This window comes from Cellulophaga baltica, from assembly GCF_018861125.1.
GTDB lineage: Bacteria > Bacteroidota > Bacteroidia > Flavobacteriales > Flavobacteriaceae > Cellulophaga > Cellulophaga baltica_A.
In genome coordinates, this window is sequence record NZ_JAHKQN010000005.1 from 284,302 (window position 1) to 305,051 (window position 20,750).

General features: G+C 31.6%; 19 protein-coding genes. 4 read left to right on the forward strand and 15 right to left on the reverse strand.

All coding sequences use genetic code 11. From position 1 onward, the window contains the following. Positions 1-15: 15 nt before the first annotated feature. The 6 genes from KO500_RS01990 to KO500_RS02015 form a co-directional block, all read right to left on the reverse strand. A complete protein-coding gene (locus tag KO500_RS01990) occupies positions 16-990 on the reverse strand; it encodes a PorP/SprF family type IX secretion system membrane protein (RefSeq protein ID WP_215954818.1) in 975 nt (324 codons plus the stop codon). 17 nt (positions 991-1,007) lie between these two features. Then, positions 1,008-3,914, reverse strand: a complete 2,907-nt coding sequence (locus KO500_RS01995; protein ID WP_215954819.1) for a gliding motility-associated C-terminal domain-containing protein — start codon at positions 3,912-3,914, stop codon at positions 1,008-1,010. A gap of 129 nt (positions 3,915-4,043) precedes the next feature. Continuing rightward, complete coding sequence (fabD, locus tag KO500_RS02000; RefSeq protein ID WP_215954820.1) at positions 4,044-4,928, reverse strand: ACP S-malonyltransferase; 885 nt, start codon at positions 4,926-4,928, stop codon at positions 4,044-4,046. A 64-nt stretch (positions 4,929-4,992) separates the two neighbouring features. Continuing rightward, positions 4,993-5,505 (reverse strand): gamma carbonic anhydrase family protein, encoded by a 513-nt coding sequence (locus KO500_RS02005; protein WP_215954821.1) that lies wholly within the window; start codon positions 5,503-5,505, stop codon positions 4,993-4,995. A gap of 36 nt (positions 5,506-5,541) precedes the next feature. Then, positions 5,542-6,273, reverse strand: a complete 732-nt coding sequence (locus tag KO500_RS02010; protein ID WP_215954822.1) for a LytR/AlgR family response regulator transcription factor — start codon at positions 6,271-6,273, stop codon at positions 5,542-5,544. Positions 6,274-6,276: 3 nt separating this feature from the next. Then, positions 6,277-8,478: a tetratricopeptide repeat-containing sensor histidine kinase gene (locus KO500_RS02015; protein ID WP_215954823.1), complete on the reverse strand. Its 2,202-nt coding sequence runs from the start codon at positions 8,476-8,478 to the stop codon at positions 6,277-6,279. A gap of 209 nt (positions 8,479-8,687) precedes the next feature. Here KO500_RS02015 and KO500_RS02020 point away from each other — a divergent pair, with 209 nt between their 5' ends. Beyond that, the gene (locus KO500_RS02020; RefSeq protein WP_215954824.1) at positions 8,688-9,881 is read left to right on the forward strand and encodes a vWA domain-containing protein; all 1,194 of its coding nucleotides are present in this window, start codon (positions 8,688-8,690) and stop codon (positions 9,879-9,881) included. 48 nt (positions 9,882-9,929) lie between these two features. Here KO500_RS02020 and KO500_RS02025 read toward each other — a convergent pair whose 3' ends face one another. Next, on the reverse strand, positions 9,930-10,946 hold the full coding sequence (locus KO500_RS02025) for a PorP/SprF family type IX secretion system membrane protein (protein WP_215954825.1): 1,017 nt from the start codon (positions 10,944-10,946) through the stop codon (positions 9,930-9,932). Between the two features lie 130 nt (positions 10,947-11,076). On the opposite strand from KO500_RS02025, the gene KO500_RS02030 reads away from it, so the two are divergent. The 3 genes from KO500_RS02030 (at position 11,077) to KO500_RS02040 (ending at position 13,276) form a co-directional block, all read left to right on the forward strand. Beyond that, positions 11,077-11,979, forward strand: coding sequence for a NifU family protein (locus tag KO500_RS02030; protein WP_215954826.1), 903 nt, complete (start codon positions 11,077-11,079; stop codon positions 11,977-11,979). Positions 11,980-12,060: 81 nt separating this feature from the next. Continuing rightward, complete coding sequence (locus KO500_RS02035; RefSeq protein ID WP_215954827.1) at positions 12,061-12,261, forward strand: dodecin family protein; 201 nt, start codon at positions 12,061-12,063, stop codon at positions 12,259-12,261. A 193-nt stretch (positions 12,262-12,454) separates the two neighbouring features. Continuing rightward, entirely contained in the window at positions 12,455-13,276 is an 822-nt protein-coding gene (locus KO500_RS02040; RefSeq protein WP_215954828.1) for a mechanosensitive ion channel family protein, read from the forward strand. An 8-nt stretch (positions 13,277-13,284) separates the two neighbouring features. Here the strand turns inward: KO500_RS02040 and tsaB are convergent, their stop codons facing one another. The 8 genes from tsaB to KO500_RS02080 form a co-directional block, all read right to left on the reverse strand. After that, positions 13,285-13,959: a tRNA (adenosine(37)-N6)-threonylcarbamoyltransferase complex dimerization subunit type 1 TsaB gene (gene tsaB / locus KO500_RS02045; protein WP_215954829.1), complete on the reverse strand. Its 675-nt coding sequence runs from the start codon at positions 13,957-13,959 to the stop codon at positions 13,285-13,287. A 60-nt stretch (positions 13,960-14,019) separates the two neighbouring features. After that, positions 14,020-15,369 (reverse strand): TolC family protein, encoded by a 1,350-nt coding sequence (locus tag KO500_RS02050; RefSeq protein ID WP_215954830.1) that lies wholly within the window; start codon positions 15,367-15,369, stop codon positions 14,020-14,022. 29 nt (positions 15,370-15,398) lie between these two features. Beyond that, complete coding sequence (locus KO500_RS02055) at positions 15,399-16,514, reverse strand: efflux RND transporter periplasmic adaptor subunit (RefSeq protein WP_215954831.1); 1,116 nt, start codon at positions 16,512-16,514, stop codon at positions 15,399-15,401. A gap of 39 nt (positions 16,515-16,553) precedes the next feature. Then, positions 16,554-17,810, reverse strand: a complete 1,257-nt coding sequence (locus KO500_RS02060; RefSeq protein ID WP_215954832.1) for an ABC transporter permease — start codon at positions 17,808-17,810, stop codon at positions 16,554-16,556. Between the two features lies 1 nt (position 17,811). Continuing rightward, positions 17,812-19,041, reverse strand: coding sequence for an ABC transporter permease (locus KO500_RS02065; RefSeq protein WP_215954833.1), 1,230 nt, complete (start codon positions 19,039-19,041; stop codon positions 17,812-17,814). Continuing rightward, on the reverse strand, positions 19,034-19,735 hold the full coding sequence (locus tag KO500_RS02070; protein ID WP_215954834.1) for an ABC transporter ATP-binding protein: 702 nt from the start codon (positions 19,733-19,735) through the stop codon (positions 19,034-19,036). Before KO500_RS02070 ends, KO500_RS02065 begins: the two co-directional genes overlap by 8 nt. A 251-nt stretch (positions 19,736-19,986) precedes the next feature. Beyond that, positions 19,987-20,199, reverse strand: a complete 213-nt coding sequence (locus KO500_RS02075; RefSeq protein ID WP_215954835.1) for a hypothetical protein — start codon at positions 20,197-20,199, stop codon at positions 19,987-19,989. Positions 20,200-20,210: 11 nt separating this feature from the next. Then, a complete protein-coding gene (locus KO500_RS02080; protein WP_215954836.1) occupies positions 20,211-20,747 on the reverse strand; it encodes a DUF420 domain-containing protein in 537 nt (178 codons plus the stop codon). Positions 20,748-20,750: the final 3 nt, after the last annotated feature.

Sequence of the window (20,750 nt, forward strand, 5' to 3'; positions counted from 1 at the left end):
TTTTATCTCGTTTTATTAGAAGAATCTTGGAGTATCAATTTGTTTTGGTTTTCCTTTTAGTTTCTTGTTAGAATTATTTCTTGAATTATTTTTTCTTCCGAAATAAAATTTAAGCACCAACTCATGTGAACCATCGTTGTAACTTGAAGAATAACCATTGACATTATAATCATATGAATACCCAACAAAAAGACTGTTTGATAGCTGTAAGCCTGCCAAAGCGCTAACCGCATTATCAAAACGGTATGAAGCTCCCAAAGTAACAATATCACTTATTAAAAAATTAGTAGATATATTCGCATTTAAAGGCAAACCTTCTAAATAGTTTAATAAGAACGCAGGTTTAAACTTTAACCCATCAGAAATATCAAAAACATAACCTCCAATAAAATTAAATTGTGGTTTATCTTCTATATAAACAGACACCTCATCATTGTAAACAACATCAGTTAAAAAATTAGGAACTGAAACCCCAGTGTACCAATTTTCCCCATACAAAAAAGCTCCGGCACCTACCGTTGGGTAAAATTTATTTAATGTATTAGAATTAATCAAAGGCTCATTTATTACCTCAAAACTTCCTTTTGAATAATCAACATTTAATAATGATCCTCCGGCATCAATACCAAAAGATAGTTTTGTTTCGTCTGATAATTTCACTTGAAATGAATATGCTACATCAAAATATGTTTGTGTAGAAGGTCCTAATTCATCGTGAATAATATTGAAACCTAATCCATTTTTTTCATTACTAAAAGGAATATTAGCCCCTAAACGTAATGTTCTTGGCGCACCCTCAACAGAAATCCATTGCGCGCGATATGAGCTTGTTATTTCTGTATTTTCAACAGAGCCTACATAAGCAGGATTAAAGCTGCCTATATTGTACATGTACTGTGTATATTGTGGTTCTCTTTGGCCATAAACAGTTGTTAAACTGCTTAAAATAAGTACTAATAACCAATATATTTGTTTATTTATTTTATTCATTATAATCGTACTAACTATTACCTAATTATTTGAATCCAACCTTTTACCGAAGAAAAATCATCTCCTAAATCTAAAATATAATAATAGGTTCCTTTAGGCACATTACCATTATTACCAGTACCATCCCAAGTATTATCATAATTGCTATTACTATAAACTTGATTTCCGTAACGGTCAAATATTTCTAATGAAACATTCTGAAATTCTTCTATACAGTTAATCACCAATAAGTCATTTATACCATCACCATTTGGCGAAAACTGATTAAATACAAATCCGCAATCAGCTTCCGTCAATACACTCTCTACACCAATAACTACTGTTGCAATATCGTTGGTTGCATTATTATCATCAGGGAAAGAAGACATTAATTCCGCTATATTAGTATAATTACCATCTTCTAAAACTGTAACCGTAATATTAAGCGTATTTACTTCACCACCAGCTATTTCTTGAATATCCCAAAGACCAGTTGTTGGACTATATGTTCCAGTAGATTCTACATGTGAATTATAACTAAACCCACTATCGCTTGTTATTAATTCATCTATTGATATTGCCGTAACCGGATCAGAACTTAAATTAGTAAGTGTTACAGTAAATTCAATAATATCACCTTCACTTGGTTGTTCATTATCAACTGTTTTTGTTATCTCAAGATCAATTGGATCAGGCTCACAATCTGGTGTTAAGAAAGGATCACATGCATCTAACTCATCAGTACCTGTAGCGATTTCATCACCATCACTAATACCATCACCATCTGTATCACACAAACCAATAGTATTATCAGGAACGCAAGGATTTGAATTTCCTGGATCTGACTGATTTGCAACACCATCTAAATCCTCATCTTCAGTATCAGATTCTAAGGCATCGATAATACCATCAGCATCTGAATCAATAGGATTTTCAATATCATCACCAACTTCTTCTGCATCTAAAATACCATCTCCGTCAGAATCATTATTTGTAGGGTCAGTTCCAATAGCTGTTTCATCATCATCACTAAGCCCATCATTATCCGTATCTAAAATACACTCATTAACCACTACAGTGATTGTTGCAGTTTGTTCAGAACATGGAGCAACAGCAGTATCTGTAGTAAAAGTAAACGTATAATTACCTTCAGGAATTCCTTCAAAGTCAACAATACTTTGACTTATTATTTCTAAAGAATTCGAAGGATCAGAAGTAATCTCCCAAGTACCAGAAACAGAAGTCACAAGTCCGTCATTCAAGTCTATAATTTCAGGGTATGTAGAATCACCTATATTACAAGCATCAATTGATTCTTCAACAGCTTCTAATACTGGCTCATTGTTTATCGTTGCTATAACCTCTTGTTGTTCAGATACACAATCATTTAATACTGCTTCTACAAAAAAGCTAGTAGTTTCAGTTAAGTTTTCAGTAGTATAAATTTCCGTAGCTTCTTCAAGTAAAGCGCCATCCGCATCATACCAATTAATAGTACTACCATCAGTTGCGGTAGCTTCTAAAGTCATAATACCTTCCGTACATAATGCATTATCCGTAACCGAAAGTATCTCAGGTTGTTCATTTAAAACAACATCTATTTCCAAAACTGGACTAGCACAGTCATTGCTTTCATCAAAGTAAAAAGCATAATAAGTTCCTTCAGTAGTAACCGTTGAGCCAGTTAAATAAAGTTCATCTCTTGTATAATCATTACTTCTACTCCAGATTAGTTCTGAACCATTTGGAGCATCACTATCATCAGATAAATAAACACTTAAATCTTGACCAAAGTTTTCTCCATCTATCACACAAAAAGGTTCAACCGTAACACCATCTGCCAATTCTGGTGGTGAATTTCCTGCATCACAATCTTCTGTACAATCATTTACATATATCGTAACTGTTATTGTTTCAATTGTACAAAAAAGTGCATCATCATAATCTGGTGTATACCTATACTCATACTCACCAGCAGGTTGTCCGTCATAATTTACACTATTATCATCTGTATCTATTGAGGATGCTTGACCAGTAGGACCACTAGAAAACTCCCAATCACCTCCTGGAGTTTCACCAGTAAGTGTATCATCTAAGTCAATTGTAGTTTCATATTGTAAACCAAAAAAACCACCACTATTACAAGTTACATTAGCATTATTTGTTTCTCCTACAGAAGGAGTTTCATTAAATGTGATTTCTGGTAATTCAAGAACCGGACTAATACAAGTACTTCCATCCGTTTGGGTACCATAATAGAATGCGTAGTATGTACCACTTTCATCAATTACTGAAGAATCTAAAAATGAATTCGGAAAATTAGGATTAGGACTATCATTTCCTTCTGTAAATTCCAATGTTGTACCCGGTGGGGTTGTACTAGAAATGAAACTTGCTAAATCGACAACCTCATCAGAGCAATACCCTGTAGTAATTGAAGAAATAGCTTGCGGAGCATTTGGCCCTGCACTACAACCATCATCATCAACCAAAGTTATAGCTGCTCTACTACTTGTATTGTCTACAATTGCAAATGATGCAGTATTACTTGAACTTGTTAAACGTATCGTTATTTCCTCATTTCCTTCAAAAACAGAATCATTTAAAGGCGTAATTGTAACAATAGCTGTTCTTTCTCCACCAGGAATTACGACCGAATTTAAATCACTTGTATAATCTGTTCCCTCTGTGGCTGTTCCACTTAATGTAAATGAAACTGTTATATCACCATCCGTAGTGTTGGTAGCTCCCAAATCAATATTAAAAATACCTGTATCTGTAGCATCACCTTCTGTTGCAGAAGAATCTGTCGCCTCAACAACAATTGTAGATTGCGCTATTCCAATAAATGGTAAAAACAACAATACAATGAAAACAAAGAAACTTGCCCCATTAAATATTGTTTGTTTTTTTGCAGATGGAATATCTAGCATATTGTTTTTCATTGTGTTACTCTTTATGGTACAAAAAAAACGAAACACTTTATCTTAATCGAATTTCGACTTAATATTAAGTTAAAAAATCGAGCAAATACTGATATCAGGGATAAAATGCAATAAAATTAACAATAACTACTATTCAAGTGTTGCAGCAGTAGCCTGAGCGCTTGAGTCTATCTTTTTAACCAACCCTTGTAATACTTTCCCTGGGCCAACTTCAGTAAATAATGTAGCACCATCTTTCACCATATTTTGAACACTTTGCGTCCATTTTACTGGTGCAGTAAGTTGAGAGATTAAGTTCTTTTTTATTTCTTCAGGATCAACAACTGCTGTAGTTGTTACATTTTGATAAATAGGACAAGAAGGTGTACTAAACTCTGTATTCTCAATAGCTGCAGCTAACTCTTCTCTTGCTGGTTCCATCAACGGAGAATGAAAAGCACCACCAACAGGCAAAACTAATGCTCTACGTGCACCGGCTTCTTTCATTTTTTCACAAGCTGTATTGATAGCTTCAACTTCACCAGAAATTACTAACTGACCTGGACAATTATAGTTTGCAGCTACAACAATACCTGGTGTTTCTTTACAAATTTTTTCAACAACGTCATCAGCTAATGCTAAAACTGCTGCCATCGTACTTGGTTGCACCTCACATGCTTTTTGCATTGCTAAAGCTCTTTGAGAAACCAACTTTAATCCGTCTTCAAAATTTAAAACACCATTTGCAACCAATGCTGAAAACTCACCTAAAGAGTGACCTGCAACCATATCTGGTTTAAACGAATCACCTAATACTTTACTTAAAATTACAGAGTGTAAAAATATTGCAGGTTGTGTCACTTTCGTTTGTTTTAACTCTTCAGGAGTACCTTCAAACATAATATCAGTAATACTAAAACCTAGTATTTCATTTGCTTTTTCAAACAGCTCTTGTGCTATTGGATAATTTTCGTAAAGGTCTAAGCCCATACCTACAAATTGTGCCCCTTGACCTGGAAAAATATATGCGTTCATCGTTTTCAATCTTTAAATTTGCAACAAAAATAGTAATAAAATTTATTCTACCTTTTACTCGTTTTTATTCCTTAAACCAACTTGAATATAGAATATAATTATCTGCTATTCTATTTATTTCCCCATGACTTAATTCAGGACTAATATCTTTTATTTTTTTTGCAGGCATACCTGCAAAAATACTACCCGCTGGTACATGCGTCCCTTTTGTTAAAACAGCACCTGCTGCAATTATACTATTACTTTCCACCACACAATCGTCCATAATAATACTCCCCATGCCCACTAAAACATTATCGTGTAATGTGCAACCGTGAACAATTGCATTATGCCCCACTGACACATTATTACCAATAGTTGTTGGTGATTTTTTATAAGTTGCATGAATTACTGCACCATCTTGTATGTTTACCTTATTACCCATTTTAATAAAATGAACATCACCTCTAATAACAGCATTATACCAAACACTACATTGATCACCCATTGTTACTTCACCAACTATTGTGGCATTTTCAGCAATAAAACAATCTTCACCCATTTTTGGTGTATTCCCCTTTATTGTTTTAATAATCATATATTTCTCTTTTTTATACCTCTTAAAATTAAAAAACTACTCAAAATAAGCTAACAAATCTTTCTTTTTAGAGGCTGAAACCAAAAGCTCTTTTCCACTGGAAATTATAACACTTCCTCCTTTACCTTTTACATACTTCACTACTTCATTTACATTAACCACATACGATTTATGTATTCTAGCAAAAGAATAATCACTTAGGATACCTTCAAAATATTTAAGAGTTTTACTCACTACTATTTTCTTATCCGCTAAATAAATTTCGGTATAGTTATCATCAGCTTTACAATATAAAATTGATGTAACTTCTAAAACTTGAAAACCATCTTGTTGCGGAATAGTAATTTTACCTTCTACATTTTTAAGTTTAGGTTTTAAAATTTGATCCTCTAAAGCATTTTCTTTTTGTCGAATTTCTTTTACATAATCAACAGCTTTTATCAGCTCATCAATACTAATTGGTTTCATTAAGTAATATGCAGCATGATTATTTAAAGCATCCATTGCATAATTATTATACGCAGTAACAAAAACGGTTTCAAACGAACGGTTTGGTACTTGCTCTAACAAATCAAAGGCATTTCCAAATGGCATTTCGACATCTAAAAAAACCAAATCTAGCGTATGAGATTCTATTAAAGTTAAGCCTTCTTTTATAGTTGAAGCCTCCCCCAACAAATTTACATCAGGACAATATTTGGCTAAATAATTCCGTAGTATTTCTCTACTATTAGCTTCATCTTCTACCAAAATTGCATTTAGTTTCATAACCTATTCATCTTTTTTTAAAGTAAAAACAACTTTAGTTCCTGTTCCGTCTGATTTGTAATCTGAAATATCAACCGCAAGCTTATCCTTATACATATCATTTAAAATATCAATTCTCTTTTTGATATTTTTCATTCCTTTAGATTTTTGCTTCTTTTGATTGTTAGTTTTTAATGCAATTGATTTTGATCTACCAACTCCATTATCAACTATAATTATCTGAATTTCATTCTTAGAATGAGCTTCAATGTTTATTTTCAAAAAACCCTTTTCCTCTTTATATCTTAAGCCGTGCCAAATGGCATTCTCGATATAAGGTTGCAATAACATTGGCGGAATTTGATATGAAGAAACATCTATATTAGCATCTATCTTAATTTCATATTCAAACTTATCAGGAAAACGAGAATGCTCAAGTTTTGTATACAAGGTTAACAACTCAATCTCTTTCACTAGCGAAATAAAATCTTCTTCTGAGTTTTCTAATACTGCTCGCATTAAGGTTGAAAAATCACTCAAATATCTATTCGCACTACGCTCATCACTTTTAGCTATATAATTGTTTACTGAGTTTAAAGCATTAAATATAAAGTGCGGATTCATTTGTGATCTTAATGATTTTAAGGCCAATAAATTATTTGCTAATTTTTGTTGCTTATTACTTCTATAAAAAAAATACGTTGTTAACCCAAATAACAACATCCCGAAAATTAAGGAATAAATAAGCCACCTTTGACCTTTCATTAACTGCTCGCTGGTTAAAGCTAAATCATATTTGCTTTGGTACAACTCACGATCTTTTTCTAGACCAGATATTCTATTCTGTTTTACCGCAATATCTCTATTTAGTTTCGATGCACGTGCTATTTCTTGCTCCTTACGAATATATAAGGTATCAACCATAGTAACATATTTACGATATGTTTCATAAGCTTTTGAAAAGTCTCCTTTGTATTCATAAAGTTCTGACAACCGCCTTGTAGCATCTTTCTGTACAATTAAATCATCATCTTCACCAGCTTCTACAATACTTTCTTCTAAATACGGAATAGCTTCATCGTACTTTTGCTGTGACAATAAAGCATTTCCAATTTTATATTTTATACGCTGTGTTGATATCGAATCAGGACTTGAAGGTTCTTTTGCTACTTTTAAAACCTCGCTTTTACTTTCATTAATTCGCTCAAGGTCTTCTAAACTTTTTTTACGCAAATCAACCTCTTTATCATACTCGTTCTGTCTATTATAAAAATCTGCTACTTTTTCTTTTTCTTGAACGGCTCTCTTTGGTGCTTCCTGTTCTGATAGTAATAAAGAATTATCGTAATATTCCTCCGCAACAGCTATTTCATCACTTTCAACATAAACATCTGCAATTTTAGAATTTAAATCTGCCTGTTTTGATAATCTCGATTTTGAATTTGCATAACGTAGGCCTATATTATAGTTTTCAAGAGATTTTTCTGATTGCCCTAAACCTTTGTAAGCATCACCCAAACTTTCATAAACATGTGCTTTTTGCTCTGTAGAAATGTTTTTAGAATTTAACGAGGTTTTTAATATAACCACCGCACTAGCATACTCTTTTTCTAAAATATAACACTCCGCTAATAATAATTCTGCTTTCGTATTTTTTGATGAGACAAGTGCATTTTTATAGCTATCAATTGCTAAATCGTATTGCTTATAATATTGATAGGTTTCACCTAAAACTGTATATGATTTTGCTAAATCTGTTTTATCACCATTACGACCTAATTGCGAAATAGCCTTTGTAACAAAATCGATACTTTTTTCAATATTAATTTTTCTATAATGAATAGCAGAATCAAGGTATTGTTCTGTATGTAGTTGCCAACTATTGCTAGAAAATTTGCTTTTTTTCTTACCTGAAGCCGTATAATCTTCTACTAAAACATCAACATCTTCATCACTCGCTATTCTATGAGAAACACTAATAAATTCATTACTCTCAAAACGAATATCATCACCAACAATTGCTTCTATCTTAAATTCACCTAAACCATTTGTCACTGTATAGCCACCACTACTTGTAGTTACAATTACACCTGAGATTGGCTCCAGATTCTCCTTTCCTTTTACAGAACCTTTTACCATAAAGCTATAGCCTCTATTTTGACCCTGTGAAAAACCCACAAAACAAAATAAGAGAATTACTATAAGTATGTTCTGAACTTTATTCATGCTTTAATTTAATAAAAGATAAACTTACTTGTTTTAAACGGTATTAAAAAATGCAAATTCTGTCATTTGAATGTTATCCTAAGATGTTTTTCCGCTTTACAAATTAACCTCGCTTGCACACTCATTCATAAGTAGCGTTCACTCAATAGTTGTTTTAATCAAAAAAGTTTACCTGTAGTTTTATTCCAACAAAACAGAAAACTACAATTATGATGACTATTAAAAAAACTATCGGACTTGGTTTAATTGCAATATCATGCACTACTATGCAAGCATGTAATTTTAAAACTGAAGAAAAGAAAATTGAACCCATCATTGCTCAAGCAAATAATGAAACGCATAAACATGCCAACAACACCGTGAAAATTGCACTACTGTTAGATACTAGTAATAGTATGGATGGACTTATTGATCAAGCAAAGTCACAACTGTGGGATATTGTAAATAAATTTGCATACGTAAAAGTTAAATGCGGTAACGATCCTGATTATATAAGTCCCAATTTAGAAATTGCTTTATATCAATATGGAAATGATAATCTATCATCACATGAAGGATACATTCAACAAGTTTTGGGTTTTAGTGGTGATTTAGATGAAATTTCAGAAAAACTCTTTTCATTAACTACAAATGGAGGTGAAGAATATTGCGGAACTGTAATACAAACCTCATTAAAACAATTAGATTGGGGTGAAAATCCTGATAATTTAAAAATGATATTTATAGCAGGTAATGAATCTTTTACTCAAGGTAGGCTGAATTATAAAGATGCGGTTACGAATGCAAAAGAAAAAGATGTTATTGTAAATACCATTTTTTGTGGCAATTATGAGCAAGGTGTTACAACGCAATGGAAAAACGGAGCCAACCTAACTGGTGGTGATTATATAGCTATAGATCACAATAAACAAGTTACTTATGTTGACACACCTTACGATGATGATATTGTAAAAATGAACACTAAACTGAACAAAACTTACATCAGTTATGGTGCTTTAGGAAAAGCTAAATATCAAAACCAAGCGATACAGGATGAAAATGCTATGGAAGTTGAAGCTGAAGTAGCTGTTAAAAGAGCCGTTAGTAAAAGTTCTAAATTGTATAAAAATTCTAAATGGGATTTAGTTGATGCCTCTGATGATAGTAATTTTGATGTATCAAAAATCAAAAAAGAACAATTACCAGATTCATTAAAAAATAAAACCAATAAAGAAATTGAAACCAAAATTGCTGAGAAAAAATCTGAAAGAAAAGCGATTCAAAAAGAAATTCAAACATTAAATAAAAAACGACAAGAGTATATTATTGCAAATAAAAAGGAAGCTTCTGGCGAACTTGAAAGTGCCATGCTAAATGCCATTAAAAAACAAGCTGAGAGCAAAAATTACAAGTGGGATGAGTAATAAGAATCTACAAAGTGTTTGTTGTAATTTACAGCAAACACTTTGTTATTAATAATTTACTGCCGGACAATTACAATCGTAACGCTTTTCAGGTTGTAAAAAATCAAACCCTAAAGTAATTTGATGAAAACCACCATTATCAAAACGAATATCTCCAGTTTGGTATGAGTAATTGTATGAAACCATAAAGTTTTTATAATTTAAACCTACAATAGGAGTAATCAATTGCAAACGTTGCTCTCCAACTGAATCAGATGTTGCATATTGTGCACCATCAAAACTACGACGGTATGATAACCCTCCCCAGATTTTTCCAAAATCTACATCTTTATAAACTTTCGCATTTAAATCAATATATTTTTCACCAGTATAATCAGATATTTGAAGCATTGCTGACGGTTCTATTTGCACATCACCTCTACCAAAAACATAACCAACGGTAAGTAAATATCTTCTCAAATTATCAACCTCTAACACATTCGCATCATCTGCTCTATCTTGGTAATACAAATCTCTTCTTGTACTCAATAAGTTTAAAATTGATGCATGAGCATAAAATTCTAAATAATTATAAGAAACACCCAAATCAGTATTGAAATATGAAGCACTAATTTTTGAACCTACAATAGCAGGATCAGGTGTTGCAGATCTAAATTCAGTTTCGTCTAAATTACTTTGTAAAATAGTACCGCTCAAACCAAATGACAATTGATTTAAAAAACGACCATCACCACCTAATTTCAAATGGTGCGCATATGTAAATTTTGCCCCTGTTTGAGAATGATATCCATTTTCATCATTAAAAAAAATAACACCTAAGCCACTTTTTTCACCTACACGCATGTGCGCATTTAAGGTTTGTAAATTTGGAGCGTCATTAACATCAAACCACTGTTTTCTAGCAGTAAGCCTAACTTTACCACCTTGTCCAATACCTGCCATTGACGGGTGAACTAAATAATAATTATCAGATAAATAATCAAAATAAACAGGAATACCTTCTTGTGCCCAAGACGTTAAATTGAAAAAAGAAACTAGTAGTAAAGAAAAATATAATTTTTTCATTTAGTTAATTAATTGTTGAGATAGTGCTTTCGAGTTCTTCAAATATAAACTATAACGACTTTAACGTAACATTATTATATAGTCTTTTAGTTGTAATAACTTTGTACTTTTGCTGTAAATTAAAATTACTATGAAAGAGTATTCAGTTACTATCGTTGAAACCAATAACCCAGCCATACTAAAATTTGATACTAATCATTTTATTACGAATAGTAATAACTATGAATATAAAAATATTGACGAAGCTAAAAACTCACCTTTAGCCAAGCAATTATTCTATTTACCATTTGTAAAAACAGTTTATATTGCCGCTAGTTTTATTGCTTTAGAGCGTTATGATATTGTAGAGTGGAATGATGTTAAAGATGAAGTTGCTCTACAATTAGTAGCTTATTTAAATACAGGTGAACCAGTTGTTATTGAAGATAACAGCCCTAAGAAAGTTGCCGCTACTGTTTATGCTGAAAGTACTCCTAACCCATCGGTTATGAAATTCGTTTCAAACAAAACAATTGTACCTACAATATTCGAGTTTAAAAATATTGATGAAGCTAAAGATTCTGCTTTAGCTCAAAAACTTTTTCACTTCCCTTTTGTAAAAGAAGTATTTTTTGATGAAAATTATGTTTCTATTACTAAATATGATGTTGCAGATTGGAATGAAGTGACTTTTGAAATTCGTGAACTAATTCGCAATTTTATTGCTGAAGGACATGAGGTTGTTAGTGCAGAGAGTGTTGTGAAAAACAAAGCTGAAGCACCAAAGACACAATTACAAGATGTTAATTTAGATGATACTTCTAAAAAAATTATTGATATTCTTGAAGAATATATTAAACCAGCTGTTGCTAGTGATGGCGGTAATATTATGTTTCAATCGTATGACAAAGAAAGTAAAGTTGTAAATGTAATTTTGCAAGGTGCTTGTAGTGGTTGCCCGTCATCAACCTTTACACTTAAAAATGGTATTGAAAACATGTTAAAGGAAATGCTAGGTGACAAGGTTAAAAGCGTAATTGCAGTAAATGGTTAAAATATTAACGCTAATCAATACAACTTCAATTATTTAAAATAATGTTTTATACTTTTAGCTAAACACTAAAAATAATATAAAATGGCAATTTTAAAAGTAATAGAAGTATTAGCAAATTCAGAAACAAGTTGGGAAGACGCAACTAAAAAAGCGTTAGCACAGGCATCTAAAAGTGTACAAAACATTCGTTCTGTATATATTAATGAGCAAAGTGCTAGTGTAGAAAATGGTGAAATTTCTCAATATAGAGTAAACGTGAAAATTACATTTGAGATTAATTAATTTCAAATAAATTTCAAATCACACAAAAAAGGACTGTTTAATATAGGCAGTCCTTTTTTTTATTTTAAGCACGTTAAACTCAATTCTTAACACAAACAATTCAAGTCTTGACTTTAACGATATTTTATGTTTGATAGTGCTTTTAGATTAACTTCCTTTGCATTTGATTGTTAATATAAATAAGAATATTGAAATGGATTTAAACGCAGAGGATTATCAAAAATATTTTGACGAAGCAATGGAATGGGTAATTGCCTTTCTACCTAATTTACTAATAGCAATTATAATATTTTTTGTTGGCTTATGGCTAATAAAATTCATCAACAAATTGGTTCGCAAGTTTTTTGAAAAACATGATTACGATGAATCATTAGAATCTTTTTTACAAAGTTTAATAAGTATGGCATTAAAAATTATGCTATTTGTACTTGTTATAACACAATTAGGGGTTCAATCTTCATCATTAGTAGCAATTATTGGTGCTGCTGGTTTGGCAATTGGTTTAGCATTACAAGGATCCTTAGCTAATTTTGCTGGTGGTGTTTTAATATTATTATTCAAACCTTTTAAAGTTGGAGATTTTATTGAAGCTCAAGGTGTGAATGGTACCGTAAAAGAAATATCAATTTTTACAACTAAGCTTAGCACTTTTGGTAATCAAATTGTAATAATACCTAACGGACAGTTATCAAACAACAACATAACAAATTATAACGCTCAAGATACACGTAGAGATAAAATTATCGTTGGTATTGGCTATAATTCAGATTTAAAGAAAGCCCAAGAAGTTTTATTAAAAATTTGTGCTGATAATGAAAATATATTTACTGATCCTGCTCCAGCAGTATATGTAGATGAATTAGCTGAAAGTTCAGTAAACTTAACATTACGTTTTTGGGCTAAAAATTCTGATTTTTGGGATGCTCACTTTTTCGTAATGGAACAAACAAAATTAAGATTTGACGCTGAAGGAATCGAAATACCTTTCCCTCAAGTTGTTCAATACAATAAATAAAACAGATTTTAACTTTTTTTCTTTAAAGCAATAAAGTCTTTTAAATAATAAGGTTCAAAGTAAGCAACATTTTCAAAGTTGTTTTCTTTGAACTTTTTATTTGATAACAACACCATTTCTTTTGCTGAAGGCACAGCTGTTGTTTGAAACTTAAAATTAATAGATTTTAAAATCTCTTTACATTTTTCAGCTCCACTACCAACTATTAAAACAATTCCTTTAGCGGCATATTCTTCAAAAGAATTCTCTTCAATTATTTCTGCTCTGGTTTCTCTTATCTCAACTAAAGCGTCATTATAAACTGCTGAATACACTTCCATTCTACGCGCATCAAGCACAGGAATAATGTAGTCAACAGTAAACTCTTTCTCTTTATTTGCTATACTTTCTAATGTAGGAATTGAAATTAAAGGAATATCTAATGCAAAACACAAACCCTTTGCAGCAGAAACTCCAATTCTTAAACCAGTGTACGAACCTGGTCCTTTACTAACAGCAATTGCATTTAAATCATTTAACTCCAAAGAAGCGTTTTTAACCACTTCTTCAATAAATAAATGCAATTGTTCTGCATGAGAATAACTAGCACTATCAAACTCTTTAATAGCTAATAAATTCTCATCTTTAGCAATACTAACCGAACAGTTAGTTGTAGCCGTTTCTATATTTAAAATAACTCCCATAATCTTTGCAAAGATACATGCTACTTACTGAAGAAAAAAGAGCTTTTTATTTGATGAATTTTAATTAAGAACTAGTGGTAATCCAAAATAAAATTCTAAAACTTTTAAACGAAAAATATAGTCATATTTAGATTTTATCAATTGTGCTTCAGCATCATCAACTCTTGCTTGTGCTTGACTATAATCAAAAGAGTTCATCAAACCAACCTCAAAACGATCTTTAGAATACTCATAAGCCAACCGTCTTGCTTCTAACGTTTTTTCTGCAGCTTCATAAGCTTTTGAAAAGCTTTTCACATCAACATAAGCTTGATTAATATTGGTTTCTAAAGCCAACTTATCTTGCTCTAACTGTACTTTAGCTTTTTCTATATTTATTTTTGAACGTTTAATAGTATTCTTCACACCAAAACCGTTAAATACTGGAATATTCAATTGTGCACCGTAAGAAATACCATCATTCATCCACAATTGATTTTTAAAAGATTCTCTATAAAACTCCATCACATCAGTATCAAATTGCTGTTGCCCAGAATATGCGGTATTGTATTGAAAAAAAGCATTTAAAGTTGGATACAAAGCTCCTTTTGCAATTTGCAAATCTTTCTCTGCAACATTTACATTCAATTCAGAGTTTTTAATATCATTTCTGAAGGTCAATGCTTTTTGAAAAATAGCTTTAGGAGAGTTTCCTAGAATATTTGATGGTGGCACTTCAAAAACTTCGTCAGCAATATCAAAACTTTGATATTCTGTAATCTGCAAAAGTTGTGCTAAATTAATTTTTGAAATTAGAATTAAGTTCTCGGCATTTACTATTTGCTGTTCTTGTGTTGCTAAGGTCGCTTCAACTTCTAATAAATCGCCACGTGGCACTACACCAGCATCTACAAGTTCTTTTGTTTTATTAATATCTTGTTGTGTAACATTGTATTGTGCTTGAAAAGTTCGTAACGATTCTTTATTTGATAAAACATTTAAATATGCATTGGCAACATTTAAACGAATATCATCTTTTAAATCATCTAACCTATACTGACTTGCAATAGCACTTAACTTTGCTCTATTATAAGTGTGTAGATTTTGTAAACCGTCAAAAAGAGTCAATGAGGATGTTACACTTCCTGATGCTGTAAAAATTGTTGTTGTAACCGCTTGATTAGTCGTAGGGTCAAATGACAAACCTGTATTTCCTGATGCTGTAACCGAACCGTTTACACTTGGTAAAAAATTACCAAGTGCATCTGATTTATCAATTACCACACCTTCTAAATCTAATTCATACTGAGCTATTGATAAATTATTTTCTACAGCATATTCAACACATTCTGCTAATGTCCATCTTTTCTCTTGAGAAAAACCTGAAATGAAAACAAGTAATAGTAATAATGATGTTATTTTAAATTTCATATTATTTTAATTTGATGACTTAAAAATTATTAATCATTGTTTATTTCGCTTTCTGAATCAAGCTCATTCCATACCTTAATTTTCATTTCTTTATCAAGTCCTGAAACTACTTCAACATCAATACCATCACTTACTCCTAAAACTAAATTTTTACGTTCAAACTCATTTTCAGATTTCTCAATTTCAACATAAGGTTCTTGTGTTTCTTTATCAAATTGCAACAATGCCTCTTTAATAGCTAACACGTCTTTTTTCTCTTCTAAAACTATTGATGCGTTTGCACTATACCCTGCACGAACATTAACACTATCCTTTTTTTCAAGATCACCTTCAATTCTAAATTGTACGGCACCATCTTCTTCAACACCTTTTGGAGCAATAAACTTTAATAAAGCTGAAAAAGTAGTTTTATCTAAAGCTCCCAAATTAATTTTTAAAGGCATTCCTAATTTTAATTTTCCAACTTCAGCCTCGTCAACTTCTCCTTCAAAAATCATTTTATTCATATCGGCAATTGTAGCAATTGTAGTACCATCATTAAAGTTGTTACTCTCTATAACTTGATCACCTTCTTCTACCGGAATTTCAAGTATTGTACCTGATACTGTGGCTCTAATATTTGTATTTGCACTCGCCGAACCACTTGCTGAACCTACTCTAATAATTTGATAATCTGTATTTGCATTACTTAGCTCTTGTTTTGCTTGATCATATTGTAGTTGAATGCTGTTAAAATCTTGACTAGAAATCACACCTTTATCAAACAACTTTTTATTTCTGTCATACTCTGTTTTCACGTTATTCAATGCTAAATTTGCATTTGAAATACGACCACGAGCATTGTTTAAAGACTGTTCATTTGGCACAACTTTTATTAAAGCAATTAAATCACCTGCATTAACCTTCGCTCCTTCTTCAAGATAGATTTTTTCAATTATCCCTGAAATCTGAGGCTTAATTTCAATTTCATCTTCAGGAATTACTTTTCCTGTAACCACCACTTTATTCGTAATGTTTTTTTGCTCTAAAGTAGCAGTCTCATACAATTTTGTGGGCGTGCTATTTTTTTTCATAAAAAAGACAATAGCCGCTAAAATTGCTATACACACAAGTCCTATTAGTCCGAATTTTAAGTACTTATTCATTTTATGTAATTTGATTGTTGGTTCTTATTATTTACTATTTTATTCTTCTCTTAATGCGTCAATTGGTTTTATTCTGATAGCTCTATTTGCTGGAATCAATCCGATTAAGACACTCAAGCCCACCATCAAGAAAAACGATATTAAAAACTGTGGTATACTCACCATTGGGTTTTGAAACGGAAACTCTTCACCACTACCAAAAATGTTATCTAATACTCCCAAAATTCCTACTGAAATTGCAAAACCAATTAATCCTGCAAAACCTGTAAGCACAATAGCCTCTAGTACAATTTGTCTTTTTACAACTTTTGGAGTTGCCCCTAATGCCCGCCTAACACCAATTTCTTTTGTCCGTTCTTTTACTGTTATTAACAGAATATTACTTATCGCAATAACACCTGCTAATAAAGTAAAAATCCCAATAAAGAATGAAAATCCTTTTAATACCGTTGTAAATCCTGTGATATTATTGAATATTTCAGACATATCAAAACTACCAATACCACGTTCATCATGAGGTGCTATATCGTATTTAGCTTTTAATATTTTCTTTATTTTCTGCTCTATAACCGGAACTTTTTTTCCTGCCTCGACAGAAATTGCCATCCAACCCATTCGGTCACCAGAACCGTATGCTTTTTGAAATGTTGAAAAAGGAATAAACACTGCATTTTCACCATCAATATTTATATTTTTACTTGGCTTATAAATACCTACGACAGTAAAAAACACTCCATTAATTCGTACATTTTCGCCTATAGCATTTTCATTTTTATCAAAAAGAAGCTTAAAAGTTTCTTCTCCAATCACACAGATTTTTTTATTCTCATTAATATCATTCTGATTGATAAAACGCCCCAAAACAAGTGATTTTTTGGTAATATTATCAATCTCAGGATAATCACCATAAACTGACGAACCACTAGTTCTACCATTTCTATATACAGTCACCACACCTCTATGACTACCTAATTCTATACGTGGTGCTAGAACTTCAATTTCCGGAATTTGTTTTTTTAAAATTTCAGCATCCTCTAACCTGAAATTTATTCGTCTACCACGCTCAAAACCTTTATAAGGTTCAGATGTACTTTGACTCCATACAAAAAGACTGTTTGATGCCGTACCTGCAAAAATTTTATTAAAACCATTACTCATTCCGTTTGCTGAACCTAATAGTAACATTAAAATTACCATAGCAAATATTACCCCTAACATGGTCAAAAATGTACGAAACATGTTTTTACCTAATGTATTGAAAATCTCTAGCCACAAATCTCTATCAAATAACCACATATTATTTATCTCTTAGTGCTACAATTGGTTTAATATTCGCCGCTTTCATTGCCGGAATTAATCCTGCGAATACACCTGCAACAACTAATATAATTGTCGCCGTAAATACAGTTGAAAAATCTACTGATGGGTTTGCAAATGCTGGTGATTGTATATTAGGTCCTACAATTGCTAAAATAATCCACGCAAAAAAAAGACCTATAAAACCCGACATTGCTGTTATAAATACTGATTCAAGTATTACTAGCTTTATAATCTGTCCTGGTTCTGCCCCAAGCGCCTTACGTATTCCTATTTCTTTGGTTCGTTCTTTTACGGTAAACACCATAATATTACCAATACCCACAATACCAGCAATTAATATTAGTAGACCAACTACAATACCTATTGCATTTAATACACTAGTAAAACTACTGATATCTGAAAAAGCTTCAGCATAATTCCATACTCTAATTCCAGATTGATCTTCAGGAGAAACCTTATATCTGCGTTTAAAAAGGTTTTCTAAACGGTTTGAAAAAGAAAGCGCTTTAGTTAAGTCATAATTGGGGTTGTAAGTCAATGCAATATTGTCAATATAATCCGTATTACCATAAATACTTTGGTAAGTACTAAGTGGTGCATATATACTACGCTCAGCATTATCGTCTCCATCATCAGTAAAAATACCGATTACCCGAAATGGCAATCCATTGAATTCTACAAACTTTCCTATTGCATCTTCCGTATCAAATAAATCTTCTTTTACTTTTCTACCTATTACCGCTACTTTAGCCTTTGAGACAAGGTCATTTATATTAATATAGCGCCCATCAGTTACAATAGTTTTTTCAATAATTTGATATTCTGGCTCAACTGCCTGCACACTATACGAACCGGTTTCACTCTTATATCTTGCAGTTGTATTTGCATAATACCTTGCACTTATATACTCTAAATCTTCAGGAAAGCTTTTTCTAATATAATCAATATCATTATTCTTAAATTGAATTTTACGGTTTGCTTCAAAACCACCGTAAGCTTTTGTTGTACTCCCAGATCTTACGAAAATTGAGTTTGTAGCATCATCATTAAATTGCAAGTAAAAACCATTTTGCATCCCATTTACAGATGCCAACAATAATACAAGAATAAATATTCCCCAGCCAACAGAAAACCCTGTCAAGAAAGTTCTAAGCTTATTATTCTTTATACTATAAATAATTTCTTGCCAAATGTCTCTATCAAACATATTGTTGCGCTCTTACCTGATCAATTACTTTATCTTCAACAATAACACCATCTTTTAAATGCACAATACGTTTACACATATCAGCAATATCAGGTTCGTGAGTTACAATTAAAATTGTATTTCCTGCATCGTTAATTTTCTGAATCAAATCCATAACCTCATACGAAGTTTTACTATCTAATGCTCCTGTAGGCTCATCAGCTAATAACACTTTAGGTTCTGCAGCCATTGCTCTTGCAATAGCAACACGTTGTTTTTGTCCACCAGATAATTCACTAGGCAAATGAGAAGACCATTGTTTAAGACCTACTTGCTCTAAATATTTTAAAGCTTTGTCATGGCGTTCTTTTCGTCCAACTTTTTGGTAGTATAGTGGCAAGGCTACATTCTCTGCCGCACTTTTATAATTTATTAAATTGAAAGATTGAAAAATGAACCCCAAGAACTTATTTCGATATTGCGCAGCTTTAGTTTCATTTAGGTTTTTGATTGGCACACCATCTAACGTATACGAACCTTCATCTAATTCATCTAACATACCTAAAATATTAAGTAATGTAGATTTTCCCGAACCGGAAGACCCCATTATAGCTACTAACTCGCCTTCTTCTACTGAAAAATTGATTCCTTTTAAAACATGAAGAGCATTGCTCCCCATTTTATAGGACTTGTGCAGATCTTTTATTTCAATCATTTGGTTGTATTGTAGTTGTTCTTGGTTTGCTTTGTTTTCTGTTAGACTACCTTATAGAAAATATGTTACAGTAAAAACTAAAATATTTCAAAAAAACAGAAATAAAATATGTTTAAATATTTAAACATCTGATTTTCAAAATATTGAAAATAACCAAAAAACAGCAATTGCACAAGCAGACAGCTTATTAACAATCTACAAATAAGAAATAAAAATTATTAAGCTTTTAAAAAAGAAATAAAACGTTGAAGCTAGTTTTTCATTTTTTTATACACAAAAAAGAAAAGTGCACCTACCAATATGTAAGGAACAGCCATTAAATAAACAATACCGTCATTAATACCTTTCGCTGTACCCATACCTTCTTCACTTTCTAAAACCGCACGACACATAGCACATTGCGCATCAGAAACTAATGGAAATAATAAAAGAATAAGACCGATAATAATGATTTTTTTCTTCATAAGCTTATAAACTAAACGTAGTTATAATAAGGCGCTATCATAAAATAAACAACTACTCCTGTAATTGCAACATACAACCAAATAGGAAATGTAATTTTCGCCAGTTTTCTATGTTCTTTAAATTTTTCTAAATAAGCTTTAGCGTAGGTTCTTAACACTAATGGAATAATAGCTATAGATAAAATAATATGAGTAAATAGAATAAAATAGTAGATGTATTTAATAGCTCCTTCACCTCCAAATTTAGTTGAATCTGAAGTCATATGGTAACCAATATACATTAGTAAAAACAATAACGATAAACCAATGCAGATTTTCATTACATTCTCATGTAATTTTCTGTTTCCATTTTTAATTGCAACCACTGCTACTATTAATAAAACTGCAGTTAAACCATTAATACCAGCATAAATTGGAGGTAAAAAACTTAATGGTTCTACATCCGGAATCTTAACTCTAAATAATATTGCAACAGCAATTGGTATTACCATAGAGACTATAGTAATTATTTTATTAAACTTTTTTTCTTTTAATGCAACTTCACTCATTAC